Raw genomic sequence first — 26,646 nt, forward strand, 5'->3', positions numbered from 1 at the left:
GGAGAACGCGGAGAAGACTGGATGAAAGAGATAAAAGAGATAGACGACATCACGGGCGCCATCGTCGATGCCGCCTATGCGCTGCACACCGGGCTTGGGCCGGGACTGTTGGAGTCGGTGTACGAGGCAGTCCTGGCACGCGAGCTCGAACGCCGCGGATTGAGAGTCGAACGCCAGAAGATCGTCCGGTTCGAATACGACGGCATGGTCTTCGAAGAGGGCCTGCGGCTCGATCTGCTGGTGGAGGATCGCGTCATTGTGGAACTGAAATCCGTGGAGAAGCTGGCCCCAGTTCATCCCAAACAGCTTCTCACCTACTTGCGCCTGATGCAGCTCCCCGTCGGACTCTTGATCAATTTCGGTGCGCCCACGCTCAAGGAAGGCCTGCAGCGCGTAGTCAACCACTATTCCCCGTCTCACTCCGCGTCTCCGCGCCTCCGCGTGAACCAAAATTCTGGAGGACCAAAATGAAGAAGCTGACCGCCAACGACCCCGAGACCAAGAGCCCCGACCTCGTCGCCGAAAACATCGCCCGGCTCAAGGCGCTGTTCCCTGAACTTGTGACCGAGGGGCCGGACGGCGCCGCCGTGAACGTGGACGTGCTCAAGGCGCTGGTGGGCGACAAGACCGTCACCGACGCCGACGAGAAGTACGGCCTCAACTGGCACGGCAAGCGCCGCGCCCGGCAGCTCGCGCTCACGCCCTCCACCGGCACGCTGCGCCCCTGCCCGGAGGACAGCGTGGACTGGGACACCACGCAGAACCTCATGATCGAGGGCGACAACCTGGAGGTGCTCAAGCTCCTGCAGAAGAGCTACGCCGGGAAAGTGAAGCTCATCTACATCGATCCGCCGTACAACACGGGCAAGGACTTCGTCTATCCCGACGACTTCAAGGACAACATCAAAAACTACCTGGAGCTGACCGGGCAGGTCGAAGGCGGGCGGAAGATCAGCAGCAACACCGAGGCCAGCGGGCGGTTTCACGCGGACTGGCTGAACATGATGTATCCGCGGCTGAAGTTGGCCAGGGGGCTTCTGCGAAGTGACGGCGTGATGTTCGTGTCAATCGATGAGAAGGAGGTCTCTCGGCTTAGAGCAATCTTGGATGAGGTTTTCGGTGAAGAGAACTTTGTCTCGAATCTGGTTTGGCAATCGCGAACCTCCATTTCGGACGATCAGGAAGTATCGTTGAACCACAACCACACGTTGATTTATGCGAAACGGCGTGAGGCTTTGGAGTACCATGGTGAACCATTAAACGAGTCGGAGTATGAGAACCCGGACAACGACGTAAGAGGTCCCTGGAAGCTGGTTCCCCTTGATGCGAACAAGCCGGGCGGTAATACCATGTACCCAATTAGAAACCCCAAGACCGGGGTGGACTACTGGCCCCCAACAGGGCGTAGCTGGGCAATTAACCCAGACGAATACCAACGGCTGTTGGACGACGGGCGCATTAAATTCGGCAAGACCGACGATTCTGCGCCCAAGAAGAAGCTGTATCTGAAGGAGCGATTGGCAGCTGGAGAAACCAGAACCCCCAGCTCAATGCTGACCGACGCTGGGACGACTAAGGACGGGACAGAAGAGTGTGCGAGTCTCATGGGCAAAAAAAGGGTATTCGATTACCCAAAGCCGACTTCCCTGATTAGCAGGCTCATTCAGTACGGATCTTCCGCACATTCAGAATCCATAGTTATGGACTTCTTCGCAGGATCAGGTACTACAGGTCACGCAACGTGGTTGCGGAGCGCACTCGACGGACGCCCCCGACGATTCATCCTCGTCCAGCTTCCCGAACCGCTCGACCCGGAGAACAAGGACCAGAAGGTCGCCGCTGAGTTTTGCGACAAGCTCGGCAAGCCCCGCACCATCGCCGAGCTGACCAAAGAACGCCTCCGCCGGGCCGCGAAGAAGATCCGGGAAGAGATCGCACGCGGAGCCGCGGAGAACGCGGAGAAGAGCGAAGGCGGGTTGTTTTCTGACCCTCTCCGCGCCTCCGCGCCTCCGCGTGAGCCCGACCTCGGCTTCCGCGTCTTCAAGCTCGACTCCAGCAACATCCGCGCTTGGGAGCCGGACCGCGCCGACCTGGACCAGACGCTGCTCGACCACGTGGAGCACATCAAGGACGGCCGCACCGAGCAGGACATCCTCTACGAGCTGCTGCTCAAGCTCGGCCTCGATCTGTGCGTGCCGATCGAAACGAAAAGCATCGCACGCGGAGCCGCGGAGAACACGGAGGAAAGGGACAAGTCCGCGATGACTTCACTCCGCGCCTCCCCGCCTCCGCGTGACCCCTTCACCGTCTACAGCATCGGCGGCGGCGTGCTGCTGGCCTGCCTCGCCACGCGGATCACTCGCGAGGACGTCGAGCCGCTGGCCCAAGGCATCGTCGCCTGGCACCAGGAACTCGCCCCGGCCGGTGACACCACCTGCGTCTTCCGCGACAGCGCCTTTGCCGACGACGTGGCCAAGACCAACCTCGCAGCCATCCTCGAGCAACACGGCATCGCCAACGTGAGAAGTTTGTGATGAGTCAATTCTTTGAACCCCCGCGTGTAGAGGCTCTGCATGTGCGGAATTACCGCGCCCTGCGAGACGTGCGCTTGGATTCCATCACGCCGCTGACCGTCTTGCTCGGCCCCAACGGTAGCGGCAAGTCCACGGTCTTCGACGTGTTCGCCTTTCTGTCCGAGTGTTTCGGTGAAGGGCTGCGCAAGGCGTGGGACCGGCGGGGACGCTTCCGTGAGCTCCGAAGTCGTGATTCGGACGGCCCCATCGTCATCGAGCTGCAATACCGGGAAAAGCCGGGCACGCCGCTGATCACCTATCACCTGGAAATCGACGAAAAAGATCGGGGACCGGTGGTCAAACGTGAGTCTTTACGCTGGAAGCGGACCCACCCGGGGGCCCCTTTTTACTTTCTCGATTATTGCGAAGGCAAAGGCCAGGTCATTACCGGGGAACAGCCGGAATCGCAGGACAACCGTATTGAAAAGCCTCTTTCCGGACCGGATGTGCTGGCGGTGAACACTCTGGGGCAGCTCGCGGAGAACCCGCGAGTAATCGCCCTGCGCGCCTTTATCACCGGCTGGCATCTTTCGTACCTTTCCGCCGACGCGGCACGGGGCAACCCGGAGGCAGGGGCGGAAGAACGGTTGTCCCAGACGGGCGACAACCTCGCCAACGTCATTCAATACCTGGGCGAGGAACATCCGGAACGCTTGGACAAGATTTTCCAGACCTTGAAACGCCGTGTCCCCCGCGTCGAGGAGGTGACCTCACGCCCGCTGGACGACGGCCGCCTGCTGCTGCAGGTCAAGGATGCACCCTTTTCTTCCCCGGTGCTGGCGCGCTTCGCCTCGGACGGAACACTGAAGATGCTGGCCTACCTGATCCTGCTCTACGATCCGGAACCACCGCAGCTCATCGGCATCGAAGAGCCGGAAAACTATCTCCACCCCCGGCTTCTGCCGGAACTGGCGGAAGAGTGCGACATGGCTTCGGCGCGCACCCAGCTCATCGTGACCACCCACTCCCCCTTCTTTATTGATCGGCTGCGTCCTGAACAGGTGCGTGTTCTCTATCGAGGCGCCGATGGTTACACCCGGGCGAAGCGGGTCGCGGATATGCCCGGCATCAGGGAATTTCTTGAGGCGGGGGCATCCCTGGGGGATCTGTGGATGGAGGGGCATTTCGAAGTGGGCGACCCCCTGGCTGGGGAGGAAGGGGCATGAGCCGACTGGAAGTGCTCGTGGAGGAGCCATCCATGGAAGAGGCCTTGCGGCACCTGCTGCCGAAGATCATCGGGAATCGCACCGGGTGGAAGGTGATCAACATGCGGAGCAAGGGGCGGCTCATGAAAGAGCTCCCTGACCGGCTCCGCGGCTACAAAAGGCGGATGGATGGAGGCGAGGAGATCAAGGTCATTGTCTTGATCGATCGGGACAATGACAACTGTCATGACCTGAAACGGCAACTTGAAGACATGGCTCGCAACGCCGGATTGCAGACAAAAACGGCTGCAGGAACGGGTGGTGCTGCTTTCCAGGTGGTCAATCGCATCGCCATCGAGGAATTGGAGGCGTGGTTTATAGGCGATACCACGGCATTGCAATGCGCTTTTACATCGTTACGTGGTATTCGCTTTCCGAACTCATTCAACAATCCCGACAATGGCGGCACCTGGGAGCGGCTTCACCATTTCCTCAAACAAAACGGTATCTACCGTAACAGTTTTCCCAAGATCGCCGCGGCCCGCAATATTGCCAAACACATGGACCCTCGCCGCAATCGCTCACGCAGTTTTCAGTGCTTTCTGCAAGGCGTGGTGGCCTGCCTATGAAACTGCATTTTGAGCCCAACCTCGACTACCAGCTCGAGGCCATCGAGGCGGTGTGCGACCTGTTCCGCGGGCAGGAAATCTGCCGCACCGAGTTCACCGTCACGCGCGACACCGCAAGCCCGCAGGCGAGTCTGGCGTTTGCCGAGAGCGACCTGGGCGTCGGCAACCGTCTGACCCTGCTCGACGACGAGCTGCTGAAGAACCTCACCGACATCCAGCTCCGCCATGGCCTGCCGCCCTCGGGCACGCTCGCCTCGGGCGACTTCACCGTGGAAATGGAGACGGGCACCGGCAAGACCTACGTCTACCTGCGCACGATCTTCGAGCTGAACAAGCGCTACGGCTTCACCAAGTTCGTCATCGTGGTGCCGTCGGTGGCGATCAAGGAGGGTGTGTACAAGTCGCTGCAGATCACCGAGGAGCACTTCAAGAGCCTGTATGCAGGTGTACCCTTCGACTACTTCCTGTACGACTCGGCCAAGCTCGGCCAGGTGCGCAACTTCGCCACCAGCGCCAGCATCCAGATCATGGTGGTCACCGTCGGGGCCATCAACAAGAAGGACGTCAACAACCTCTACAAGGACAGCGAGAAGACCGGAGGCGAAAAGCCCATCGACTTGATCAAGGCCACCCGCCCCATCGTCATCGTGGATGAGCCGCAGAGCGTGGACGGCGGCCTCCAGGGCCAAGGCAAGGCCGCGCTCGATGCGATGAACCCGCTGTGCACGCTGCGCTACTCGGCCACCCACGTGGACAAGCACCACATGGTCTACCGGCTGGACGCGGTGGATGCCTATGAGAAGCGGCTGGTGAAGCAGATCGAGGTGGCCTCGGCCACGGTCGAGGACGCACACAACAAGCCCTACGTGCGCCTGATCTCGGTGAGCAACAAGAAGGGCACGATCAGCGCGCGGGTCGAGCTGGACATACAGACCGCGGGCGGCAAGGTGCGGCGGCAGGAAGTCACCGTGCAGGACGGCGACAACCTGGAGCAGACCACCGGCCGGGCGATTTACGCCAACTGCCGCATCGGCGAGATCCGCGTGGCCAGGGGCGACGAGTACCTGGAGCTGCGCGTGCCGGGGGGCGAGCAGTACCTGAAGCCGGGGCAGGCTTGGGGCGATGTAGACGCGCTGGCCGTGCAGCGCGAAATGATCCGCCGTACCATCCGCGAGCATCTCGAAAAAGAGAAGCGACTGCGGCCGCAGGGCATCAAGGTGCTGTCGCTCTTCTTCATTGACGAGGTGGCGAAGTACCGGTCGTACGACGCCGACGGCAACCCGGTGAAGGGAGACTACGCGCGCATCTTCGAGGAGGAGTACCGCCGTGCGGCGAACCTGCCCGACTACCGCACTCTCTTCCAGGAAGTGGACCTCACTCGCGCCGCCGAGGAGGTGCACAACGGCTACTTCTCCATCGACAAGAAGGGCGGCTGGACCGACACCGCCGAGAACAACGCGAGCAATCGCGAGAACGCCGAGCGTGCCTACAACCTGATCATGAAGGACAAGGAGAATCTGCTCAGCTTCGACACGCCGCTCAAGTTCATCTTCTCCCACTCTGCACTCAAGGAAGGCTGGGATAACCCCAACGTCTTCCAGATCTGCACCCTGCGCGACATCCAGACCGAACGCGAGCGGCGCCAGACGATTGGCCGGGGCCTGCGCCTGTGCGTCAACCAGCAGGGCGATCGCGTCCGCGGCTTCGAGGTGAACACGCTCACCGTGGTGGCGATGGAGAGCTACGAGCAGTTCGCCGAGAACCTGCAGAAGGAAATTGAGCAGGACACCGGCATCCGCTTCGGTGTCGTCGAGCCACACCAGTTCGCCGGCGTCACGGTCGCCCAGCCCGACGGCAGCACGGCGCCGCTTGGCGTGGAGCAGTCCAAGGCCCTGTGGGAACACCTCAAGGCCGCGGGTCACATCGACGCCAAGGGCAAGGTGCAGGATTCGCTCAAGCAGGCTCTGAAGGACGGCACGCTGGCAGTGCCCGAGCCCTTCGCCGCGCAACGCGACCAGATCACCGCCGTGCTCAAGAAGCTCGCCGGGCGGCTGGAGATCAAGAACGCCGATGAGCGCCGCCAGGTGCGCACCCGCCAGGCGGTGCTGCACAGCCCCGAGTTCAAGGCGCTGTGGGACCGCATCAAGCACAAGACCACGTATCGGGTGCAGTTCGACAACGAGAAGCTGATCGAGAGCTGTATCCGCGCCGTGCAGGAGGCGCCCGCGATCCCGAAGACGCGCCTGCAATGGCGCAAGGCCGACATCGCCATCGGCAAGGCGGGTGTGGAGGCGACCGAGCGGGAAGGCGCCGCGACCGTGGTGCTTGACGAAGCCGACATTGAACTGCCCGACCTGCTCACGGAACTGCAGGACCGCACCCAGCTCACGCGCCGCAGCATCCAGCGCATCCTGAGCGGCAGCCGGCGGCTCGACGACTTCAAGCGCAACCCGCAGGCCTTCATCGAGCTGACCGCCGAAGCGATCAACCGCTGCAAGCGGCTGGCGGTGGTGGACGGCATCAAGTACCAGCGCCTGGGCGACGAGCACTACTACGCGCAGGAGCTGTTCGAACAAGAAGAGCTGACCGGCTACCTCAGGAACCTGCTCGACGCCAACAAAGCCGTCTACGAGCAGATCGTCTACGACTCGGACACCGAGCGAACCTTTGGCGACCAGCTCGAAAAGAACGGCGCCATCAAGGTGTACGCGAAGCTCCCGGGCTGGTTTACCGTGCCGACGCCGCTCGGCAGCTACAACCCGGACTGGGCGGTGCTGGTAGAGAAGGATGGCGCCGAGAGGCTGTATTTTGTGGTGGAGACGAAGAGCGGCTTGTTCGCCGACGATTTGCGGGATAAGGAGTGGGCCAAGATCGAGTGCGGGAAGGCGCACTTCAAAGCATTGGAAATGGGAGTAGCGCCGGCGCGATTCGTCGTAGCCCGTCAGGTTGACGACCTTCTGCAATGACTGCGCGCTGCCCCTGAGGCTAGGCCAAACTACCTTGCAATTACGGAGCGACACTCCACAACTGCAAGGATGATTCCCCGCCGCCTCCTGCCGACCGTCGCCTCCGCCCTGGACGAAGTCCCCGCCGTGGCGCTACCGGACCTGGGCGAGGAGTTGCGCGCGGCATGAGCCATTTCTCCTTCCTCGTGCATGAATGACCCGCCGTCTTCAAGGCTGCCGCGAAGGCGCAAGGCGTGGTGCACGCCGATCCGCGCACGGCGGGCGCTGGCGCTTTTGCTGTCTTGGCATCGTAACCATCACCCGCGTACGGCGACCGAGGGCAGCCGGGGCAATCAAGCGCGCCATTGCGGAGCGCCGCGCCACGATGACAAGGAGCATTCTGAATCAGCGCCCGGCATAGTTTTACGATACATTGTCAAACTAAAATAACGCACGCCCTTATTTTAGGTTCGCCCCATGCAACGACCTGCGCCCGGTCACTACCTGACCGTCACTACGGCGAGGGAGCCGTTCCGGGCCTTTGTGCCTGCGCCGCTGCCGCCGCAGCCGCCCATCGTCTGGTCCAGCGCCCTGCGGCGGCGTTTCGATGCGGCGCTGGTGGCGCTCGGTCGGCTGGATGCGGTCAGCGCCCTGCTGCCCAATGCGGCGCTGCTGCTCTACGGCTTCGTGCGCAAGGAGGCGGTGCTGTCTTCACAGATCGAGGGCACGCAGTCGTCCCTCGCGGACCTGTTGCTGTACGAGATCGACGAGCAGCCGGGCGTGCCGGTGGAGGATGCACGCGAAGTCAGTCGCTGCGTGGCGGCACTGGAGCGTGGCCTGGAAAAGCTGCGTGGCGGGCTGCCGCTATGCACGCGCCTGTTGTGCGAGATGCACGAGGTGCTGATGGATCACCCTGGCGGCCGGAGCAAGACGCCCGGGGAGGTGCGCCGCACGCAGGTGTGGATCGGTGGCACGCGGCCCGGCAACGCCGTGTTCGTGCCGCCGCCGGCCGAGGCGGTTCCGGAGTGTCTTGCCGCGTTCGAGCGTTTCCTTAACGATGAGCCGGAGCCGACGCCGCCGCTGCTCAAGGCGGCGTTGGCCCATGTGCAGTTCGAGACCATCCACCCGTTTCTGGACGGCAACGGACGCCTGGGGCGGCTGCTGATCGTGCTGCAGTTGGTGGCCGACGGCGTGCTGCGTGCGCCCATGCTCTACCCAAGCCTGTTCTTCAAGACGCATCGCGCGCTCTACTACGAGTTGCTGAACGCGGTGCGCCTGAACGGGGACTGGGAGCGCTGGCTCGATTTTTTCGCCGAGGGCATCGAGACCAGCGCCACACAGGCCGTGGCGACGGCGCATGCCCTGTTGTCACTCGTGGATGCGGATCGCGAGCGCATCGCCGGGCTGGGCCGGGCGGCCGCCTCGGCGCTGGCGGTGCACCAGGCGTTACAGCGCCAGCCGCTGGCCACGTCCGCCGCGCTGGTCAAGGCCACCGAGCTGACGCCGGCCACCGTCAACAAATCGCTGGCGCATCTCGCGCGCCTGGGTATCGTGGCCGAGCTCACGAACCGGCAGCGTGATCGCGTGTTCAGCTACCGCCGCTATGTCGAGGTGCTGGCTGCCGAACTGGAGGTATCCCAATGACCCAGTTCACCTTCCTTGCACAGGAATGGCCCGCCGTCTTCGAAGCGACGTCGAAGGCGGCAGGGGCGGTGCACGCCGATCCGTGCCGCCGGCTGCTCTATCAGGACAACGCCCGTAGGAAACTAAAACAATGAGCACGATGATTTTGCTGTTGGTCGTTGTCATCGCAGTGGGAGCAGTTCTGGCAGTTCTCAAGGCCAAGTCCCAAGGTGGGGGCACCGATGAAGTTTGGCCTTTCTACGCCAAGAAACCGCTTTCTCAACCTGAGCAGGTTTTGTACTTTCGCCTTACTCGGGCGCTGCCCGAGCACATTGTGCTCGCCCAAGTTCAGCTTTCCCGCTTGCTCGGGGTCAAGAAGGGCAACAACTATCAGGCCTGGCTCAATCGCATCAACCGAATGAGTGCCGACTTCGTGGTGTGCAACAAAGATTCCAGCATTGTCGCCGTCATCGAACTTGACGACGCAACCCATCAAAAAGAAGACCGCCAAGCCGCCGATGCAAAGAAGGATAAAGCCCTTTCTTCGGCGGGTATTCGCATAGTGCGCTGGCAGGCGAAGGCGATACCGGATATAGCTGCTATCCGATCAACCATCATGCCGAATCGGATAACCAGGGGCTTCCAACCCCCGGTCCCCACACCACCCGGCACGGGGGCCGCTCCCTAAGCGGTTCACGGGAAGGGAGCACACGGCGATCTCAGGCGTAGCCGCGGGCCTTCAGCCATTGGTTGGACATCCCGGTGTGGGTCGCCCGTGTCCGCGACAGGCGCCAGTCGCTGTTGCGGACTCCATCCTTGGAGCTGCGCCCTTCGGACCAGCCTCCGGCTGTCCAAAATCGTTCCCGACGCTTTTGTGCGGCTGATCGCCGTTCGGTTTCCGGACCCGGTGCTTGAAGTCCTCGAAGGCTCGCTCCAACGCAGTTTCGTTCCCCGGAAGGTAAACCCCAGGAATTCGGCGGCACTGGTCTTGACCCCCCGCTTGAGCTTGCGGGTCAGGAAGCACGAGACGCCGTCCCTGGGTAAGCGATGCTTCTGCCCTTCACCTGCCTCCCTCGGGTCTTTATCATCCTTTCAGCGTCGGCCAGGCAATGCAAACCCCGCCTTCGGCAACCAAACCCTCAAACAGGGCGTGGTCAGGACGGTACTGACGATGGCCATCAGCACCAGCATGGTGAAGACGTTGCGGGAAATCACGCCGAGGTCGTAGCCGACGTTGAGCACGATCAATTCCATGAGGGCCCGGGTGTTCATCATGATGCCGAGAATGGCCGACTCGTGGCGACCGAGGCCGGACAGCCTGGCCGCGACATAGGCGCCGCCGAACTTGCCCACGGTGGCGAGCAGGACGATGAGCGCGCACCAGCCCCACAGTTGCAGGGTGTCCAGTCCGCCGATCTCGGTGCGCAGGCCGGTGTAGGTGAAGAAGATGGGGAGAAAGAACACCGTCACGAAGTGCCCTACCTTCTCCTTCCAGGCGGCGCGGAGTTCGGGTTCGTCGTGCAGCACGACGCCCATCATGAAGCCGCCGAAGATCGCGAAGATCCCCAGCTCGTAGGTGCACATGCCGGCGAGGAATATCCCGGCCAGCAGCACGCCGAGCAGGTTGCCCGACAGACCGGCTTCGGACGTCTGGAAGCGCCGCACCAGCCACTTCATCCCCGGCCGCACCACGAACCAGCTCAGCACGACGAAGGCGGCGACCAGCCCCACTTTGAGCGCGAATTCGGCATGGGAGTATTCGGCGACCGTGAGGGTGGTCACCAGCGCCAGCAGCAGCCAGCCGACCACGTCGTTGATCGCCGCCACGCTGATGGCAATCACGCCGAGTTTGTGATCGGTCATGCCGAATTCGATCATGATCCGGCCCAGGATCGGCAGGGCGGTGATCGAAAAGGCGGTGGCGATGAACAGCGACGAGGCGAGGCGGTCGGCGTCGGGGGAAAGCAGCGGCGCGGTCTGATAGCCGAACCCCAGACCGAGCACGAACGGCAACGCCAGGCCGGCCAAGGCGACGTCGCGGACCGCGCGGCGGTTGCGCCGCTCCTTCAGATGCGAGAAATCGAACTCCAGGCCGATCTGGAACATCAGCAGGATCAGGCCGAGCTGCGAGAGGATGGTGAGCGGCTCGGGCGGTGCGGAGCGGAACACGAACTTGAAGATGTCGGGCGAGAGCAGCCCGAACAGGGAGGGACCCAAAACGATGCCGCCGATGATTTCGCCCACCACCGGCGACTGGCCGGCGCGCGAGGCCAGGGCGCCGCCGATCCGCCCGATCAGCACGATGACGGCGAGCTGCAGCAGGGTGAAAAACAGCAGGGTTTCAGCCGCGTGGACCGATACGGTTGTCGCCGGAGCCGCGCTCATGGGGTGTCCTTCAGATGATCCCACCGTTGATGGAGATGATCTGCCCAGTGATGTAGGCGGCCCGTTCGGAAGCCAGGAACGCCACCAGCTCGGCCACCTCATCCGGCCGGCCCGCCCGCTTCATGGGCACCAGCCGTTCGATGGCAGCCCGGTCGAACGCGCCTTCGGCCATGCCCGTCTCGATGATCCCAGGCGCCACGGCATTGACGGTCACGCCCCGGCTGGCCAGCTCCAGCGCCAGCGACTTGGTGGCCGAATGCAATGCGCCCTTGGCGGCGGCATAGTTGACCTGGCCGCGGTTGCCGGTCAGTGCCGCCACCGAGGCAATGTTGACGATCCGGCCCCAGCGCTCGCGGATCATCGGCAGGACCAGCGGCTGGGTGAGGTTGAAGAAGCCGTTCAGCGAGACGTCGATGACCCGGTGCCATTGGTCGGCCCGCATGGCGGGAAAGACGGCGTCGTCGTGGATGCCGGCGTTGTTCACCAGCACCTGGATGGGCCGTTCGGCGCACATCGTCTCGATGGCCGCCGCGGCCGCCGCCGCGTCGCAAACGTCGAAGCCGATCGCCTCCGCACGGCCGCCACCGGCGCGGATGGCATCCACCACCCGCTCCGCCGCCTCGCGATGGCCGTGGTAATGCACCCAGACGTGCAAGCCGTCGTGCGCCAGCCGGCGGCAAATCGCCGCGCCGATACCCCCGCTGCCGCCGCTGACCAGGGCCTGCCTCATGGTTTCGCTCCTCCTTCACCCGCTTCCGCGTCCAGCCGCATCGCGAGACGCCCGGTCAGCAGCTCCCGGCCATCCGCCGCCAGAAGACGGAATCGATAGAGCGCGTCATTGCCGTCCCCCGTGAGGCGTTCCGCCTCGACCACGAGATCGCCGTCCAGCGTGTCCAGCCGGCGTACTTTGAATTCGACGTTGCGCACGCTGACCAGGAAGCCGCTGCGCGGCGCCTCTTCGCGTCCGTCGGCGCGCAATGCGCCATGCACGGCGGTGGCCTGGGCCGCATATTCGATCCCGCAGACCGCCGACAAGCAACCACCCGAGCGGAGCGGGTTGTCCGGGCGAAGGTGGCTGGTGGCCAGGCAGCGCAGCCGGTCGCTATCCCAGGCCAGCACGCGGTCCAGAAGACACATGGCGCCGGCGTGCGGGATTCGCTGCGCGATCCAGTCGCGGTCTAGCGGCATGGCGTAAGCTCCAGTTCCAGCCGCAGTGGATCGAGATAATCGATGACGAGACGGCACGACTCCGAAAGCACCAAAGCCCGCAGCAAGGGCAGCCCGCGACCGGCGGGAATGCCGCGCCGCATGGCTTCCAGACCGGCTTCCGGCAGCTCGCTGCACGGCCCCTCCCCCAGATTCAGCGTTAGCCGCGCCAGGCTCCGGGCCGTGGGCTCGGGCGCCAGCGCCAGAGCCACACCCATGGCCCCGCCGATGTCCCGAACCCGGTCGAGGGGATCGGGATACGGCACGTCGTAAGCGATGAGCAGACATGGCTGGCGGTCATGGACGAGCTGCGCCATCGATTCGAGGAGCCCCGCGCCGAAACTGGCGTCGAACGCGCACAGGCTGGTCGAGGTCGCCGTGGCGCCGAGGGCGATGCCCCAGTAGCCGGAGGGGGCGTTGTGGACCGAGTTGTGAAACCGCGTGGGGGAAATCTGCCGGTCGTCGGACGCCAAGGACTCGCAGAGGTTGTGGCAGTTATCCCCATCCCCGCCGGAGGAGGCGAATACCGTCGAGAGCGCCGTGGGATCGCGCCCGGAGACCTCCAATGCCTGCAACCCTGCGGCCAGGGCGAGCTTGATCGAGGTCCCGGCGCGCCGCCGCTCCGCCGCCGGCAGACAGGCCGGCGGCGGCACCGGGGTCGGCGCAGAGGGATCGGCCCGGCCCGTCTCGACCAGCTTCCGGAATTCTTCAAGGCTGGCGAAACCCGGGCCGATCGCGCCCACGCCCTCGATATGACATTGCAGTAGGGTCATAACCGTCCGAACACCAGCGAACAGTTGGAACCGCCGAATCCGAACGAATTCGACAGCACGGTCTCCAGACGCGCTTGGCGGCGGGAGCGGACATAGTCCAGCTCAAATCCCCGTTCCAAGAGCCCCGTATTCACGCCCGCGGGCATGAACCCGTGGCGGATCGCCAGGAGGCTGATGACAGCCTCGACGGCCCCCGCCGCCCCCAGGGTATGGCCGGTCGAGCCCTTGGTGGAACTGCAGGCCACGGCATCGCCGAAGACCGCTTGCACGGCCAAGGCCTCCGCCGCGTCGTTGGCACGGGTGCCGGTGCCGTGCAGGTTGACGTAGCCGATCTGCGCCGGCGACAGGCCGGCCGATGCCAATGCTGCGCCGATCGCCGCCTTGGCGCCCCTCCCTTCCGGATGCGGTGCCGACATGTGATAAGCGTCGCTGCTCTCGCCGATACCGAGCAGAAACAGGGCCTCGGGTCCGGCATCGTCCGGGGTCCGTTGCAGCAGGGCGAAAGCCGCCGCCTCCCCGATCGAGATGCCATCGCGATGGGCGTCGAAAGGCCGGCAAGGCCGGGGCGAAAGCAGCTCCAACGAATTGAATCCGTACAGCGTGGTCAGGCACAGCGAGTCGACGCCGCCGACCACGGCCGCGTCGATCAGCCCCGCCTGAATCATGCGGGCAGCATTGCCGAAGACCTTGGCGCTGGACGAGCAGGCGGAAGACACCACCACCGCCGGACCCTCGATACCGAAATGGTCGCGCACGAAAGCGCCGACGGAAAAACAGTTGTGGGTCCCGCCATAGTCGAAATCCGCCGGCAAAGCCCCGCTGTCCGGATCGCGCCGGCGATAGGCCAGTTCCGTCTCCAGCATGCCGGAGGTGCTGGTGCCGATGAACACGCCGACGCGGCGCGTCCCGAACCGCCGCACCGACTCCCGCACCGCATCCTCGAAGCCGTCCTGTCCCAGCCCGAGCAGGGCCAACCGGTTGTTGCGACAATCGAACGCGGACAAGCCGGAGGGAATGACGATTTGATCGACTCCCGTGACTTCACCGACGAATGTGTTCAGATCGACCGTTTCGAACCGGCAGGGTGCAAGCCCGCACTCGCCCTCTGCCAAAGCATGAAGCATCGCCTCGCACCCGCATCCCAACGAACTGGTGGCGGTAAAGGCTGAAATCAGAATGGGAACCACGACAATGAATTAAAGGGTAATTATAAAACTTGCCCAGATAGCGATATATTGGCTCAATATGATAATAGCGAGCCATCAATAAGGCAAAAACATCTCGCTGATGAACCATGCCCCGATGGTTTATTCGACCTCATTCACCTTCGGATAGGGACTGGACCCTAAAACATATGCGCGCCTATACAACAGCACTTCAGCCCCGGAAACCACCCTGACATATCACGCAACGTCCTGGCTGGTACCTCCCGGGCTGAAGCCCGGCTCTCCCGAAGCCGCACAGGCTCGGTCTCGCGAAAGAAATTCGGCACAGACTATGCCATGATCCCGCCCTTCGATCCATACTGACACGAGCCAGCCGCCGCCATTCAGAGCACGACGACCGACATGCTTCCGTTTATTTCCTGAATCCGCCCGACGCCCGCGATCACCCTGATATAGTAGAATTGCTTCCGATGATAATCGTGTGATTACCTTGTCCGTGGCGCGCCACGGACCTCTGTTCCGCTTCCGCCCGTCCTTACGCCTTATATTGATATCCGGCCGAAAATATTCAAAGGAACCTGATCAGGAACCGGCTCCATTGGATCGTGCTCATTTGCTACGCCCCATGGAGATACCTTGCCTTCGGGGGTCGCCTGGTAGGGCCGAAAGGGCCGGGATCCGACTTGGTCAACGCCATCGTGCATTGGGCGGCCATCCCGGACGAAGTTTTCGGCAGCTCGATTTTCCTGACCATGGCGGCCAATGCCGCAACTTGGCGGAAGGACGAGGGGAACGGAAAGCGCTTCATGCCGAATGAGAGCCTTCATGCCGCGCCGCCAGGAGCACATTGGCAAACGGCGTCCCTTCGCTCATCGGAATCGCTTCGACACTGAAGCCGAGTTCTTCCAGCAGGCGCCGCCAAACCCGCAAGGGGCGGCAGTACAGCGACGGCAATCTGTGTCCGCGCAGAAAGGTCACCAGACGATCGACCCATAGGCTGATCAGGAACGGCAAGCCACCCTCCGCGTCCCCCACCCTGAGCAGCAGCACGCCGCGGGGGGTGAGTGCATTGCGGATGCGGCGCAGCACGGTTTCCTGATCCGCATACGTCATGTAATGCAGCACGTCCAACACGACGATGGCATCGGCGATGCCGAAATCGGTCCGGCGGATGTCTCCTTCGACGATCTCGGCCCGCTCCGCCAGGGCCGTCCTGGCCCGGGCGACGTCGGCGGCCATCAGTTCGATGCCGCGCAGGGCATCGAGCCGAGGCGGCGGCGTCCAGCACTGCGGCCAAAGGCCCGACGCACGCAAGGAATGGGCTGCGAGAAGAAGAGACGCCAACAACCCCTGGCCACAGCCGAGGTCCAGGAGCCTCGCCCGCTCGGGCAGCAGATGGCGCTCGAACAACGCCATGAATACCGGATCGGCCCTGAGCTTGCCGCGGGCGAAATGCCAGGCGAAGTATCCGGCCCGGCGGTATGGCGCGGCGGCGGTTTCGACGAGCAACCGTTTGAAGTTTTCGGTCATGGGCAGGCGGCGCGGAGAGTGACGGGATGCAGTTGCCGCTCCCCCATGGTCTCGAGGAGCCGCGGCAGCACTTCGAGGATGACGGCCTGGCCGGAATCGGAACGCGCGGCGTTGCCGTCGTGCAGCAGCAGGATGTCTCCGGCCTGAAGTTTGCCGGTCAGCGAGGCGAGCACGCGCTGCGGCTGGCCGCGGCGGGTGTCGAAGCCGCGCCGGGTCCAGCTCACCAGGGAGAGACCCTGCCGGGCCAGGACCGGATCGAGCAGGGGATTGCGCAAGCCGGCCGGCGCCCGGAAGAACCGGGGTGCTCGCCCGGTGATTCCGGCGAGCGCTTCCTGCGCCCGACGCAATTCGCGCTCGAATCCGCTCAGACCAGACAGGGAAAACGTGTGGCGATGGCTGTAGCTGTGATTTTCCACCGCATGGCCGCGGGCGGCGATGTCGGCGCAAAGCGCGGCGTGCTCCCGGGCCCTGCGGCCGATGCAGAAGAAAGTGGCCTTCGCTCCATAGGCATCCAGGATAGCCAGCACCTGGGGCGTCACCTCGGGGTCGGGACCGTCGTCGATGGTGATGGCCACCTCGCCCCTCGCCGCGGCGTCCGGCGGCAAGCGGGTCATGACCGGGCCGAGCACGCGGCTGTGCGGCCACAAGCCCGCCACCGTGAGCAAGGCGTGGTTGGCGGCCACCGCCCCCAGCGCCCAGGACCACGATTCGGGCCGCCACAGGGTCAGCGCGGCCGCCGCGCCATGGAGGACCACGGAAGCCTTGATGCCGAGGGAAGGCGTCCAGCGCTGCCCATGCCTCGCCTTCATGCCGCGCATTTCCCGTCCAGCTTCGAGTACATCGCCGAAATCACCAGCGCCAGGAACGTCCCCGGCGCCACCATCACGCCGATCGCGCTCAGCACCGGCACCGACGAGCCGGCCAGCAGGCCGAAGACGGCGACGGTGGCGAGATTCGCCAGGGTCAGCGAAACCAGGGTCCTTCCCAGCCCGGCCGGAGCCGTCGTGCCGGCTTGGTTGAGGCGGTCGAAGAACAGGCAATAATTGGAGCCGATCGCGACCGCCAGCATCATCCCGATGAGATGCAGCATGGTGAGCTGATGTCCGCTCGCCACCAGTGCCGCAGTCACCACGGCCAGGCCGGCTGCGAGCGGCAGGCAGACCCGCAGCACCCGCCCCGGCGAACGCAAGGCGAGGGCCAGCAGGAGGATGATCGCCCCCGCCCCGCCGGCGGAAAGCCGGGTCGCCTCGGCCAGATAGCCGCGGTAGAGGTGGTCGGTCTCCGCCTTCAAGTCGAGGAAGATCGCCTCCTGAACATCGGACAGCGCCGCGCGGATTCGGGAAGCCTCCAATCCATGCCCGGAATCCTCCGCCGGCGCCCGCAGCGGCAACAAAGCCGTCCAGCCCGCCGCGCCGGGCACCAGCAGGGAATCCACCGCAAGGGCGAAGCGGGTGCCCCGCAGATCCCCCGGCGTGAGCAGCGGCGCCTCGCGGGCGGCCCGCACGTCGGCAAAGAAGCTCTCGAATCGGTCCGGACGGACTGGCAGGCTGCGGACCGCGGCGGCGAAGCGCTCGCGCAGCGCCCGCTCCTCGGGCAAGGCGTCGCGCCGCCGGCTTTGAGTCAGGCGGCTGGGCAAATAGGTGGAGGCGCTCTGGAAGCCGGCGATGACGCCTTCTCCCGCCAGCGCGGCCAGGCGCGCCGAGGCACGCTCCGCGGCCTGCAAGGCGGATTCGGCGTCCGCCCCCCGCACCACAACCAGATAGCCCGCATCGGGCGCGCCCAGGTCGGCCCTGAGTTCGGCGTCGCGCCTCTGGGCCTCCACCGGGACGGGGCTGAGCGCGCCGAGCTGTTCATTCCACAGGGTATCGCGGTGCAGCCCGATGATCGCGCAGGCCAGAGCCACCGCCATCGGCACCAGCCACCGTAACGGCCGCAGCCGGCTTGCAAGCCGAACCAGAACCTCTCCCGCCCGGCTCAGGTCGTGAATCCGGAAATGTCCGGGCAGCAAGCCCGGCAACACCCAGCGGGTGACGGCCGCCGCCGCAAGCAGTCCCGCGATCGAGTAAACTCCGAGCTGGGAAAAACCGGGGAAGCCGGACAAGGCCAAAGGCAGTGCGCCGCACACCGAGGTCAGCACCCCCAGCCGGATGGTCGACCAGTACAGATCGAACCAGCCACGGCGCCCGTCCTCCCCGCTTCCCTCGCCGGCCTGGACGAACAGATAGATGGCGTAGTCCACCGCTTCACCGATGAGCGTCGCGCCGAACCCCAGCGTCATGCCGTAGACCACGCCGAAGCCCAGGCTCACGGCCGCGATGCCGGCCGCCGCGCCGGTGGCCACCGGCACCAGCCCCAGCGCCAGCGCCGTGACCGAGCGGTATACGGCGAGCAGCAGGACGACCACCAGAGCCGTGCCGATCGCCGACAGGCGGATGGCCTCGCCCTTGATCCGCTCCCGCGCCTCCACGGTGAATACCGCCGGGCCGGACAGCATCAGCCGGGCATCGGTGCCGCCGGCCTGCGCCGCGGCGCCGGCGAATGCGGCGCGGATCGCGGCAAGCGCCTGCTGCTGCGCGTCGGTGTCCGATCCTGCGGCGCGAATCTGGGCGAGCAACAGCGCTCGCTTGCGGTCCCGCGACACCCAGACTCCCCCGGCGGTTTCCGGACGCGCCTCCGTCTCCATACGGTCGAGGATTTCCAGCAGCTCGCCGGTGGGATCGCTTGGCAGCAGAGACTTCGTCATCAGTCCCGTCGAGGAGGCGACCCGGTCGATGGAAGCGCGCACCGCCGCCCGCAGCCCCTCCACCGAAAATCGCTCGGGCGTCACGGCCGGGCTCAGCAGGTAACGCCGACGGAACAGCAGTTCCCGTTCGGGCTCGCCCTCGGCCGCTGCGCCGTTGCTCACCGCCGAAAACCGGGCGTCCTGACGCAGCCGATCCGCCATGAGGCCGGACAGACGGAGGCGGACCGCTTCGGTCGCGCCTTCGACGGCGATCAGGATCAGCCGCGAGGCGGGGCCCTCCCGCAACTGGTCGATCAGCAGCTGCTCGCTCGCGCTGGGGCGGCTCGGCAGGAACGCCGACAGGTCGGTCGCCAGCCGCATGCGACCCGCCGCCACAGCGAAGACGCAGACCGAGACGAGCCAGACGACGAGCGGCCAACGCCGCGAAGCGGTCATCGCTGCGGAATCTCCCGGATCGACATGACCGAGTAGTCGCCGCCGGGCTGGTGGATTTCGACCCGATCGACCCTGCCGTCCGAACCGCCAATGCGGATGTAGGCGACCCGTTCGGCCACCGCCGGTGTTGAAGGGACCAGCAGCAACGTCCAACGGCGGGCATCACCATTGAGGGACAGCCGGTAGATTTTTTCCAGAGCGGCGCAGTCGCCCATCAGGGTGGAGCGGATGCTGCCGACCAGGGCGGCGATTTCAGGGTATTCATCCAATCCCACGCTGCGGCGCTCGCTTCCCCGCTCCAGGCTCAGGCGCTCGCCTTCCAGCACCAGCCTCTCCCTCAGCGGCCTGATCGTCCGCTTCTCCAACCGGTCCGGTGCGGCGAACGACAGCTCGCCCGAGGACTCGACCGGCTCGGTCAATACCGAGACGTATTTTTTTTCCACGAACTCGGCCGTGCCGGAGGTCTGGGCGGCAAGCGCCCGCATCAACTGGGCGAGACTCCAGGGCTCGGCCTGCGCCGCCGTAGCAAAGGCGATCAGGGCGAGGAAAAAGCCGATGAATCCCGCGCGAAATCCCATGAATCCTACCCCTCGACTTCGGTCCGCCCTTCGCTCGCGGCCCAGAAATCGAAAAAATTGAACCAGTTGTAAGGCTGGGCACGGCAGAAAGCTTCCAGGCGGGATACATAGCGGGCCAGGGCGGCGGGTACCGCTTCGGCCTGATCAGCGGATATGTCGGAGAAATCCGCCAGCCTCTCGAAATGGATCTCGTAGCGGTTGCCGCCCCTATGCAGCCCGGCCATGAACAGCACCGGCCGCTTCATGAGCGCCGCCATCCGCAAAGGACCGGTCGGAAACCGCGCCACCCCGCCCAGGAACGGCAACTTCATGGCGGGCTCGGAACCCAGCGTGCGGTCGCCCAGCATGCCGACGATCTTGCCCCGATCCAGCGCCTCGCGCAGCCGCAGCATGGCATCGACCCGTCCCAGCGGAATGACATCTCCAACCCGGCCGGGAGCGATCGCCGCGAGCATGGCGTTGATCTTGCGGGCGTTCTCCTCGTACATGACCATCGCCGGCTCGAGACCGGGACGCTGCCTGGCGACCGCGCGCAACACCTCGAAACTGCCGAAATGCGCCCCCAGCAGGAAAGCGCCCCGTCCCTCGGCCAGGACCTCGTGCATCGCTTCTTCCCCGACGATGGCGACATCGAAACGGGCGAACTCGTCGTTGAGCAGGTACACCCGGTCGTGGATGGTGGAGGCGAAACGGAAGAAGTGGCGATAGCAATCGGCGAGCCGGGGCGGACGCCCGAGCACCCGGCTCAGATAGTTCCGGGACGCCCGGTGGGCGCCGGCCGCGAACAGCAGGAAATAGATCACGATGAGATGAAGCACCAGGCGCCCGGCGCGCCGGCCCAGATGCAGCGAAATCCACGCCATGATCCGCAGGAAGAACATGTTGCTGCGCTCGGGCCGCTCCGCCCAGTGCGGGGCGGCTGCCGACTCGCGCTGCGGGGACGAATCGTTCATCGGGGGATCAGGGTTCCGCTGGCGACCGTTCGGCCGTTCGAGGCGAGACTGAACCGGACGGCGCCCCGCTCCGCCCATCGGTATTCCAGCGACACCTCGCTGCCGGGCGCGAGCGGCGCCGGAAACTTGGCGGCCGACAGGCGGCAGGCGCAGAGATCGATCGCCAATGCCGATTCCAGCCGGCCCAGGATCTCGTCCAGCAGCACCGCCCCCGGCACCACCGGAAACCCCGGAAAATGGCCGCCACAGGCCGGATGGTCCTCCGCGATGCGGAACCCGATGGTTCCCGCCGCGTCGCTCACGACGCCTCCCGCAGGCTTTCCGACAACGCCTCCAGCGCCCCGCGGGGCAGCTTGCCGGTGGCATTGCGCGGAAGGCAGGCGACCAGATGCAAGGGACGCGGCAGAAAAGCCGGATCGAGCCGCTCCCGGAGCGCCTGCATCAGACTCGCCTGGGTCAGGCCCGGGGCGACGGCGTAGGCCGTCAGCCGCGTGACCGAGCCGTGGGCTTGCTCGTCCGGCATCACGAACACGGCATCCAACACGCCGGGAATCGCCGCGATCTGATGATTGAGATAGGCCAGCGAGGTGCGCTTGCCGGCGATGTTGATCATGTCGCCGGAACGCCCCAGCCAGACGAAGCGTTGCGGCGACGTCAGTTCCAGCACGTCGTCCAGACGCACTTCGCCGGCGACATGCCCGCCCCGCACCCGGAAACCGTCCTTCGCCCGGTAGATCGAGATACCCGGAAACGCCGTCCATTCCGGCCCCTCGACCGAACGCCGGGTCGCGAGCTGACCGGCCTCGGTGCAGCCGTAGATTTCCAGGAGCGGCGCGCCGAAACGGGCTTCGGCGGCCTGGGCAAGCTGCGGCGCCAGAGGCGCGGTCGCCGAGACCAGCAGATCGACGGCAGGCAACGTCCCTTCGATAGTCAGCAGCGCGCGCAGGTGGAAAGGCGTGGTGACCAGCACGGCCGCGTCCGGCAACTGCTCGATCGCCGCGCAGACGTCCGCCGGATAGAACGGGCGGGCAGCGGCAAGCGCGGCCCCGTTTTGGAGCGGCAGCAGCACCGTGGATTCGAACCCGTACATGTGCTGGGCCGGCACCGTGCCGAGCACGATGTGCCTGCCCGCCGTGATGCCGAGCCGTTCGCCCTCGGCACGGGCGCTCCGCGCCAGGTTCCCCCAGGTCTTGGCGTGCGGCACGGGTGCGCCGGTGGAACCCGAGGTGAGGGCGATCGCCGCGATCTGGTCGGGGTGGGGAACCGGCACCCGCTCCACGTCCGCGATGGACAAATCCTCCGGATAAAGGAGGAGCGGCAGATCGATCGCCCGATGCGGGTCGTCCGTGAGGCAGTAGACCCCCGGGAACGATCGGGCCAATTGCCGCACGGTCTCCGGCGTCAGGGTCGGCGGCAGCAGGCTGATCTGGCGGCGCAGCAAGGCGGCGGCGAAAACCACGGCAAAACGGTAGCGATCCGCGCAGTCGTTCAGCAGATAAGGCCGCTCGGGCAGACGGCCGGCCAGGCTGGCGGCCTCGCCGAGAAACTCACGAACGGTGACTGCACGCCCCTTGCAGCAGGCAATGATGTCCCGGTCGGAAGAATGCGTCAGGATGGGGAAATCGATCATGCCTCGAGTCCGCTGCGGACCTCATCCCTGTCCCGATTCCGCGACAGCCCCGGCAGGCTTGGACGACGCCGAGAAGGAGCGGAAACTCGTCATGATCGAGGCATGCTGGAAATCCGGCAGCGCCCGCAAGCGAATACGGTATTCCGCCACGAACATCGCGATCGCCAGAGGCAGATTCACGAAATTGGCGAAGATCGACCAGGCGTCGATGGAAGCGAAGAAAAACAGCAGCAGGGATACCGCCGCGACGCTTCCAAAAAAAACCGTCCAGGCCGCTGTCACCGCCCGGGAATAGCGCTCCACCTCGGGTGGCAGGACGCCATGGACCGAACGCGCCAGCCGGGTACACAACGGCTCGCGCCCGGCCAGCAGAGTGCTCCCGAACCCCCATCCCAGCAGCGCGTTGATGCCGACATGCTCGGCGAGATAGGCGTAAAGCACCTTGTCGCCCGGCGCCATCCGCTCCGGCGACAACCACAGCAGCACCAGCAGGCCGGCGCCGGCCCCCAGCAGCAGGTAACGCCAGCGTGACCGCCAGGCGACAGCCCCCGCCGCGACCGCTACCGGCGCGAGGGGAAGCCACGCCGCCAGCGAACTCCCCGCATGAACGGCCATGACGTAATGATTGAGTACGGCATAAGCCGCAAGCGCGATCCCGGCAACGATCCAATACAACGGAAGGCGGCTCCGGGACATCAACACTCGACCCGGTGGACCGCGATATGCTGAGACAGACTGCGCAGCGAACCGAAGATTCGGACGTTGTCCTCGTTGTCCGCCCGCAATTGGAAGCCGTAACGTTTGGAAACGACCAGCGCGATCTCCAGGATGTCGATCGAATCCAGGCCGAGTCCCTCGCGATACAAGGGCGCTTCCGGATCGACGGCCTCGGGGCTGACGTCCAGATTCAGGGTGGAGATCACCAGATCCGTCACCTCACGCTCGAGCGTCTCGTTCGCGAGCGTCATCGTCGTCCTTCCGTGATTCAGTGGATGAGACATAGGCTAGTTGAACGATAAAGAATCGAAATTATAGGGTTTCCGGGTGGATTGTGCATGGCCGCAGGATCGGCACCGCCGAGGCCGCCACCTGCAGGAATCCCTGGCAGAGGATGCACACACAATGCCAAGCCCAAGGCTCCGCCGGAGTACATCCCGCCCAACGGGGCCGCTCCCGCGCCTTCCTGCGCCTTCAGCCCCGAAATTTGGCCGGGTCCATACCGTAGGCGCGTAGTTTCAGGTACACCGCTCTCGGGGTCAGCTCCATCCCTTCGGCAACCGCGTTCACATTGCCTTGGGCGCGCCGCAGCGCCTGCTCCAGATAGGCCCGCTCCAGCCGGTCGAGCATCTGCCGGCGAAGTTCCTTCCAGGATTGCTCCCTCGCCTCAGGCGGAAGGTCCGGCAGGGGAATGTCGGTGATTTCCGGAAGCCGGGCGAACAGCACCGCTTTTTCCAGGGTGTTTTCCAGTTCGCGGACGTTTCCGGGCCAGGCGCAAGCCCGCAGTCTGGCCATGACTTCCGGGCTCACCGAATTCACGGGTTTCCCGTAGCGCTTGCTCAAACGCCGGAGTATCAGGTCCACCAGATGGGGCAGATCTTCCGGGCGCTGGCGCAGTGGCGGAATCGCGATCCTGACGACATTGATCCGATAATACAGGTCCTGGCGGAAACGGCCTTCCGCAACGGCCTTTTCGAGGTCGCAATTGGTGGCGGATATGATCCGGGTATCCACCATCAGCGTTTGATGTCCCCCGACGCGCTCCAATTCGCCTTCCTGGATGACCCGCAGCAAGCGGGTCTGGATCGCAGGCGTCAGCGCATCCACCTCGTCCAGGAACAGGGTGCCGCCGTCGGCCCTTTCGAAATAGCCCCGGTGAACCTCGATCGCCCCGGTGAAAGCGCCCTTCTCGTGGCCGAACAATACGCTTTCGACGATGCCTTCCGGAATCGCACCGCAGTTGACCGCGATGAACGGCTTCTGGCAGCGCTCGCTCATGGCATGGACGGCCCGAGCCACCAGTTCCTTGCCGACACCCGTCTCGCCGTGGATCAAGACCGTGGCGGGCGTGGGCGCGACCGTCTCGATCGCTTGCAACACCGCCTGCATGGCCGGCGAGCGGGCGACGATGATCGGGCGCCTGACCGATTCCTCGGCCTGATGGCGCGCGTTCATCTGGCACCAGATCCGATGCATCCGTTCGTCGATGCGCGCCTGCAATTCGTCCATGGTCCGGCGGTCATCGCCGGGCGCGGTCGGCGCCAGATATTCGACCCCTTCCACGTCCCGGGCGGCCCCGCGATCGAGATGGACATGCACCTCGCAGCCGGCATCGCCCAAGGCGATCCGCCTGGCCAGAGTCACCTTGGCGTAGCCGAAATTCCGCGCTGCAATCCCGCCGAATACGCTGGAAGTCATGCGGCAGAGTTCCGGAGAATTCTTCACGCCTTCACCGAAAGGGCAGCGGTCGTTCACCACGCGGATGCAGCCGACATCGCGCGAAGCCAGCGAGAACCGGCCGCCGATATGGTTTTTCAATCCGACGATCAAGTCCGCATAGCGCTCGGCGTCCAACGCACCCTCCACCGCGAACTCCTCCCGGAAAGCCTCTTCGAAGAATCGGCTCGCGCTGCGCGCGATCTGGTCGATCAACCGTTCCGCGGGGGCGATGCCCGCCTCCTCGCAGACGTGCATCAATTCGAGGACGAACGTCTGAAGGAACCGGATGGGAGTCAAATGGGAAAAATTCGCGCTGTGCATGCGTGGCCGGCAGAGTCGTCTGACTGTCGTGGCGACACGTGCTTCCCCGAAATACCGAATAAGCAAAGCGTCTCGCCGGAAACCGTGAAAGCTACCATGCCCGGCGAGACTTGTGAAATGCAATTTCACTCATTGAAATCAATCTTCTCATCCTGCCGGTGCAGTATTTTGTAAGCGACTGATTTTACCCATGACAGGCCTTGGCACAGCCCCTGCACCGTAGCTAACGCGCGCGACCAGCCGCGATGGATGGCATGCTCGCAACCGTCGCTTTCCCTGAGGAGACTATCTGGCATGAACTTGGACACACCACCGCTCGATCCGCATCCGTTCAGCCCATCTATGGCCTGGGCCGGATTCCGGAACCGCGATGCCATCCTCGAAGTTCTCCGGGACATCTTTCCCAGGAAAAAGTGCCGGGTGCTGGAATTCGCGTCGGGCAGCGGGATGCACGTACACTACTTTGCGCCGCATTTCGCCCATCTCACCTTCCATCCCTCCGATAAGGACGAAGAAGTGCTGCCCCACATCGAGGAGCGGACCAGGCAAAGCGGGCTCCGCAACGTCGCCAAGCCGCGACGGCTGGATCTGGGGCTACCGCACACCTGGCCGGACGGTGAAGAGTTCCACGCCATTTACTGTATCGACGTCCTTCAGGTCGCTCCGGTATCCATTGCCGACGGGATGATGAAATGCGCTTCCAAGGTCCTGGCGGACGATGGCCTCCTGTTCGTCTATGGTCCGTTCCTGGATTACGGTCGGTTCACGGCCGCTTCCAACGAGGAATTCGACCGTAGACTGCGTTCGGCCGGAGAAGCCGGGTGGGGGTTGAAGGACATCGCCGAGTTGGACCGCGCCGCCGGTAGGAACGGCATGAGACTGGACGACGAAATCGATATGCCTTCAAACGATTTTGCCTTGATCTATCGCCGCGCCTGATCCCTCTATCCATAACAACTCAACCATGAAGAGATAACACCATGTCGCAGATTCTCAGCGAAGTACTGGCAGCCAATCAAGGCTATGCATCCACTTTCGACAAGGGCGATTTGCCCATGCCGCCCGGCAGACGTTTCGCGATTCTCACCTGCATGGACGCCCGCCTCGATCCGGCCAAGTACGCCGGTCTCAGCGAAGGCGACGCCCATGTCATCCGCAATGCCGGGGGACGCGCCAGCGACGACGCCATTCGCTCGCTGGTGATTTCCTACAAATTGCTGGGCACCCGCGAATGGTTCGTGATCCACCACACCGACTGCGGCATGGAAACCTTCACCAACGACGTCATGGTCGACCTCCTTTCCAGCAGCCTGAAAACGGCGTCGATCGATGCCGGCGGCTGGCACGACTGCTGTCAAGGTCCCGGCAGCACCGAGGGCAAGTACATCAACTGGCTGACCATCGAGAACCAGGAACAAAGCGTGCTGGAGGACGTCACCCGCATTCGCCGCCATCCCCTCGTGCCCGCCGACATCCCGATCTACGGCTATATCTACGACGTCCGTACCGGTAGGCTGGTGGAGGTGCCGGAAGCGACCGCGGCCGGAATGGCCGGATAGGCCACAGCCAGAGGCG

Annotated in this window: 25 protein-coding genes; 10 read left to right on the plus strand and 15 right to left on the minus strand. The window is 64.6% G+C overall.

Going from position 1 to position 26,646, the window contains the following annotated elements; all coding sequences use genetic code 11:
* Positions 1 to 21 precede the first annotated feature (21 nt).
* From GNH96_RS13220 to GNH96_RS13255, 8 genes are all read left to right on the plus strand, one after another.
* The gene (locus GNH96_RS13220) at positions 22 to 471 is read left to right on the plus strand and encodes a GxxExxY protein (protein ID WP_188114778.1); all 450 of its coding nucleotides are present in this window, start codon (positions 22 to 24) and stop codon (positions 469 to 471) included.
* Positions 468 to 2,534 (plus strand): site-specific DNA-methyltransferase, encoded by a 2,067-nt coding sequence (locus tag GNH96_RS13225; protein WP_169604098.1) that lies wholly within the window; start codon positions 468 to 470, stop codon positions 2,532 to 2,534. Before GNH96_RS13220 ends, GNH96_RS13225 begins: the two co-directional genes overlap by 4 nt.
* The gene (locus GNH96_RS13230; protein WP_169604099.1) at positions 2,534 to 3,739 is read left to right on the plus strand and encodes an AAA family ATPase; all 1,206 of its coding nucleotides are present in this window, start codon (positions 2,534 to 2,536) and stop codon (positions 3,737 to 3,739) included. Before GNH96_RS13225 ends, GNH96_RS13230 begins: the two co-directional genes overlap by 1 nt.
* Positions 3,736 to 4,347 carry a DUF4276 family protein gene (locus GNH96_RS13235; protein WP_223163427.1) on the plus strand — a complete coding sequence of 204 codons (612 nt, stop codon included), beginning with the start codon at positions 3,736 to 3,738 and terminating at the stop codon, positions 4,345 to 4,347. The genes GNH96_RS13230 and GNH96_RS13235 overlap by 4 nt, the downstream gene beginning before the upstream one ends.
* Entirely contained in the window at positions 4,344 to 7,313 is a 2,970-nt protein-coding gene (locus tag GNH96_RS13240) for a type III restriction-modification system endonuclease (RefSeq protein WP_169604100.1), read from the plus strand. Before GNH96_RS13235 ends, GNH96_RS13240 begins: the two co-directional genes overlap by 4 nt.
* Before the next feature lie 456 nt (positions 7,314 to 7,769).
* A complete protein-coding gene (locus tag GNH96_RS13245) occupies positions 7,770 to 8,936 on the plus strand; it encodes a Fic family protein (protein ID WP_169604101.1) in 1,167 nt (388 codons plus the stop codon).
* Positions 8,933 to 9,070 carry a hypothetical protein gene (locus GNH96_RS13250; protein ID WP_169604102.1) on the plus strand — a complete coding sequence of 46 codons (138 nt, stop codon included), beginning with the start codon at positions 8,933 to 8,935 and terminating at the stop codon, positions 9,068 to 9,070. The genes GNH96_RS13245 and GNH96_RS13250 overlap by 4 nt, the downstream gene beginning before the upstream one ends.
* Positions 9,067 to 9,603 (plus strand): DUF2726 domain-containing protein, encoded by a 537-nt coding sequence (locus GNH96_RS13255; RefSeq protein WP_169604103.1) that lies wholly within the window; start codon positions 9,067 to 9,069, stop codon positions 9,601 to 9,603. Before GNH96_RS13250 ends, GNH96_RS13255 begins: the two co-directional genes overlap by 4 nt.
* 404 nt (positions 9,604 to 10,007) lie before the next feature.
* On the opposite strand, the gene GNH96_RS13260 is transcribed toward GNH96_RS13255, so the two are convergent.
* The 15 genes from GNH96_RS13260 to GNH96_RS13325 all read right to left on the minus strand — a co-directional run bounded on the left by GNH96_RS13260 (position 10,008) and on the right by GNH96_RS13325 (position 25,071).
* A complete protein-coding gene (locus GNH96_RS13260) occupies positions 10,008 to 11,300 on the minus strand; it encodes a cation:proton antiporter (RefSeq protein ID WP_169604104.1) in 1,293 nt (430 codons plus the stop codon).
* A 10-nt stretch (positions 11,301 to 11,310) separates the two neighbouring features.
* Positions 11,311 to 12,030, minus strand: a complete 720-nt coding sequence (fabG, locus tag GNH96_RS13265; RefSeq protein ID WP_169604105.1) for a 3-oxoacyl-ACP reductase FabG — start codon at positions 12,028 to 12,030, stop codon at positions 11,311 to 11,313.
* Positions 12,027 to 12,488 (minus strand): hotdog family protein, encoded by a 462-nt coding sequence (locus tag GNH96_RS13270; RefSeq protein ID WP_169604106.1) that lies wholly within the window; start codon positions 12,486 to 12,488, stop codon positions 12,027 to 12,029. Before GNH96_RS13270 ends, fabG begins: the two co-directional genes overlap by 4 nt.
* On the minus strand, positions 12,479 to 13,279 hold the full coding sequence (locus tag GNH96_RS13275) for a beta-ketoacyl synthase chain length factor (protein ID WP_169604107.1): 801 nt from the start codon (positions 13,277 to 13,279) through the stop codon (positions 12,479 to 12,481). The genes GNH96_RS13270 and GNH96_RS13275 overlap by 10 nt, the downstream gene beginning before the upstream one ends.
* A complete protein-coding gene (locus GNH96_RS13280; RefSeq protein WP_169604108.1) occupies positions 13,276 to 14,466 on the minus strand; it encodes a beta-ketoacyl-[acyl-carrier-protein] synthase family protein in 1,191 nt (396 codons plus the stop codon). Before GNH96_RS13280 ends, GNH96_RS13275 begins: the two co-directional genes overlap by 4 nt.
* A gap of 783 nt (positions 14,467 to 15,249) precedes the next feature.
* Positions 15,250 to 15,975: a class I SAM-dependent methyltransferase gene (locus tag GNH96_RS13285; protein WP_169604109.1), complete on the minus strand. Its 726-nt coding sequence runs from the start codon at positions 15,973 to 15,975 to the stop codon at positions 15,250 to 15,252.
* The gene (locus GNH96_RS13290; protein ID WP_228719867.1) at positions 15,972 to 16,784 is read right to left on the minus strand and encodes a polysaccharide deacetylase family protein; all 813 of its coding nucleotides are present in this window, start codon (positions 16,782 to 16,784) and stop codon (positions 15,972 to 15,974) included. The genes GNH96_RS13285 and GNH96_RS13290 overlap by 4 nt, the downstream gene beginning before the upstream one ends.
* Positions 16,781 to 19,153 carry an MMPL family transporter gene (locus tag GNH96_RS13295; protein ID WP_169604111.1) on the minus strand — a complete coding sequence of 791 codons (2,373 nt, stop codon included), beginning with the start codon at positions 19,151 to 19,153 and terminating at the stop codon, positions 16,781 to 16,783. The genes GNH96_RS13290 and GNH96_RS13295 overlap by 4 nt, the downstream gene beginning before the upstream one ends.
* A complete protein-coding gene (locus GNH96_RS13300; RefSeq protein ID WP_169604112.1) occupies positions 19,150 to 19,731 on the minus strand; it encodes a LolA-related protein in 582 nt (193 codons plus the stop codon). Before GNH96_RS13300 ends, GNH96_RS13295 begins: the two co-directional genes overlap by 4 nt.
* A gap of 5 nt (positions 19,732 to 19,736) precedes the next feature.
* Complete coding sequence (locus GNH96_RS13305; RefSeq protein ID WP_169604113.1) at positions 19,737 to 20,684, minus strand: LpxL/LpxP family acyltransferase; 948 nt, start codon at positions 20,682 to 20,684, stop codon at positions 19,737 to 19,739.
* Positions 20,681 to 20,986, minus strand: a complete 306-nt coding sequence (locus tag GNH96_RS15900; RefSeq protein WP_223163428.1) for a hypothetical protein — start codon at positions 20,984 to 20,986, stop codon at positions 20,681 to 20,683. Before GNH96_RS15900 ends, GNH96_RS13305 begins: the two co-directional genes overlap by 4 nt.
* Positions 20,983 to 22,314 carry an AMP-binding protein gene (locus tag GNH96_RS13310; RefSeq protein WP_223163429.1) on the minus strand — a complete coding sequence of 444 codons (1,332 nt, stop codon included), beginning with the start codon at positions 22,312 to 22,314 and terminating at the stop codon, positions 20,983 to 20,985. The genes GNH96_RS15900 and GNH96_RS13310 overlap by 4 nt, the downstream gene beginning before the upstream one ends.
* Before the next feature lie 21 nt (positions 22,315 to 22,335).
* Complete coding sequence (locus GNH96_RS13315; protein ID WP_169604114.1) at positions 22,336 to 23,010, minus strand: COG4648 family protein; 675 nt, start codon at positions 23,008 to 23,010, stop codon at positions 22,336 to 22,338.
* Complete coding sequence (locus GNH96_RS13320; protein WP_169604115.1) at positions 23,010 to 23,282, minus strand: phosphopantetheine-binding protein; 273 nt, start codon at positions 23,280 to 23,282, stop codon at positions 23,010 to 23,012. The genes GNH96_RS13315 and GNH96_RS13320 overlap by 1 nt, the downstream gene beginning before the upstream one ends.
* A 223-nt stretch (positions 23,283 to 23,505) precedes the next feature.
* A complete protein-coding gene (locus GNH96_RS13325; protein ID WP_169604116.1) occupies positions 23,506 to 25,071 on the minus strand; it encodes a sigma 54-interacting transcriptional regulator in 1,566 nt (521 codons plus the stop codon).
* 294 nt (positions 25,072 to 25,365) lie between these two features.
* On the opposite strand from GNH96_RS13325, the gene GNH96_RS13330 reads away from it, so the two are divergent.
* Positions 25,366 to 26,010 carry a DUF938 domain-containing protein gene (locus GNH96_RS13330; RefSeq protein ID WP_169604117.1) on the plus strand — a complete coding sequence of 215 codons (645 nt, stop codon included), beginning with the start codon at positions 25,366 to 25,368 and terminating at the stop codon, positions 26,008 to 26,010.
* A 41-nt stretch (positions 26,011 to 26,051) separates the two neighbouring features.
* A complete protein-coding gene (locus GNH96_RS13335) occupies positions 26,052 to 26,630 on the plus strand; it encodes a beta-class carbonic anhydrase (RefSeq protein WP_169604118.1) in 579 nt (192 codons plus the stop codon).
* Positions 26,631 to 26,646 lie beyond the last annotated feature (16 nt).

The sequence above is a fragment of the Methylococcus geothermalis genome (genome assembly GCF_012769535.1).
Lineage (GTDB): Bacteria > Pseudomonadota > Gammaproteobacteria > Methylococcales > Methylococcaceae > Methylococcus > Methylococcus geothermalis.

Excerpts from the sequence above, each read along its gene's own strand:
- GNH96_RS13275 (WP_169604107.1), bottom strand. The coding sequence starts at position 13,279 with ATGACCCTACTGCAATGTCATATCGAGGGCGTGGGCGCGATCGGCCCG.
- GNH96_RS13240 (WP_169604100.1), top strand. The coding sequence starts at position 4,344 with ATGAAACTGCATTTTGAGCCCAACCTCGACTACCAGCTCGAGGCCATC.
- GNH96_RS13285 (WP_169604109.1), bottom strand. The coding sequence starts at position 15,975 with ATGACCGAAAACTTCAAACGGTTGCTCGTCGAAACCGCCGCCGCGCCA.
- GNH96_RS13305 (WP_169604113.1), bottom strand. The coding sequence starts at position 20,684 with ATGAACGATTCGTCCCCGCAGCGCGAGTCGGCAGCCGCCCCGCACTGG.
- GNH96_RS13250 (WP_169604102.1), top strand. The coding sequence starts at position 8,933 with ATGACCCAGTTCACCTTCCTTGCACAGGAATGGCCCGCCGTCTTCGAA.
- GNH96_RS13300 (WP_169604112.1), bottom strand. The coding sequence starts at position 19,731 with ATGGGATTTCGCGCGGGATTCATCGGCTTTTTCCTCGCCCTGATCGCC.
- GNH96_RS13220 (WP_188114778.1), top strand. The coding sequence starts at position 22 with ATGAAAGAGATAAAAGAGATAGACGACATCACGGGCGCCATCGTCGAT.
- GNH96_RS13260 (WP_169604104.1), bottom strand. The coding sequence starts at position 11,300 with ATGAGCGCGGCTCCGGCGACAACCGTATCGGTCCACGCGGCTGAAACC.
- GNH96_RS13290 (WP_228719867.1), bottom strand. The coding sequence starts at position 16,784 with ATGAAGGCGAGGCATGGGCAGCGCTGGACGCCTTCCCTCGGCATCAAG.
- GNH96_RS13235 (WP_223163427.1), top strand. The coding sequence starts at position 3,736 with ATGAGCCGACTGGAAGTGCTCGTGGAGGAGCCATCCATGGAAGAGGCC.
- GNH96_RS13335 (WP_169604118.1), top strand. The coding sequence starts at position 26,052 with ATGTCGCAGATTCTCAGCGAAGTACTGGCAGCCAATCAAGGCTATGCA.
- GNH96_RS13320 (WP_169604115.1), bottom strand. The coding sequence starts at position 23,282 with ATGACGCTCGCGAACGAGACGCTCGAGCGTGAGGTGACGGATCTGGTG.
- fabG (WP_169604105.1), bottom strand. The coding sequence starts at position 12,030 with ATGAGGCAGGCCCTGGTCAGCGGCGGCAGCGGGGGTATCGGCGCGGCG.
- GNH96_RS13255 (WP_169604103.1), top strand. The coding sequence starts at position 9,067 with ATGAGCACGATGATTTTGCTGTTGGTCGTTGTCATCGCAGTGGGAGCA.
- GNH96_RS13310 (WP_223163429.1), bottom strand. The coding sequence starts at position 22,314 with ATGATCGATTTCCCCATCCTGACGCATTCTTCCGACCGGGACATCATT.
- GNH96_RS13225 (WP_169604098.1), top strand. The coding sequence starts at position 468 with ATGAAGAAGCTGACCGCCAACGACCCCGAGACCAAGAGCCCCGACCTC.
- GNH96_RS13230 (WP_169604099.1), top strand. The coding sequence starts at position 2,534 with ATGAGTCAATTCTTTGAACCCCCGCGTGTAGAGGCTCTGCATGTGCGG.
- GNH96_RS13325 (WP_169604116.1), bottom strand. The coding sequence starts at position 25,071 with ATGCACAGCGCGAATTTTTCCCATTTGACTCCCATCCGGTTCCTTCAG.
- GNH96_RS13295 (WP_169604111.1), bottom strand. The coding sequence starts at position 19,153 with ATGACCGCTTCGCGGCGTTGGCCGCTCGTCGTCTGGCTCGTCTCGGTC.
- GNH96_RS13330 (WP_169604117.1), top strand. The coding sequence starts at position 25,366 with ATGAACTTGGACACACCACCGCTCGATCCGCATCCGTTCAGCCCATCT.
- GNH96_RS13270 (WP_169604106.1), bottom strand. The coding sequence starts at position 12,488 with ATGCCGCTAGACCGCGACTGGATCGCGCAGCGAATCCCGCACGCCGGC.
- GNH96_RS13315 (WP_169604114.1), bottom strand. The coding sequence starts at position 23,010 with ATGTCCCGGAGCCGCCTTCCGTTGTATTGGATCGTTGCCGGGATCGCG.
- GNH96_RS13245 (WP_169604101.1), top strand. The coding sequence starts at position 7,770 with ATGCAACGACCTGCGCCCGGTCACTACCTGACCGTCACTACGGCGAGG.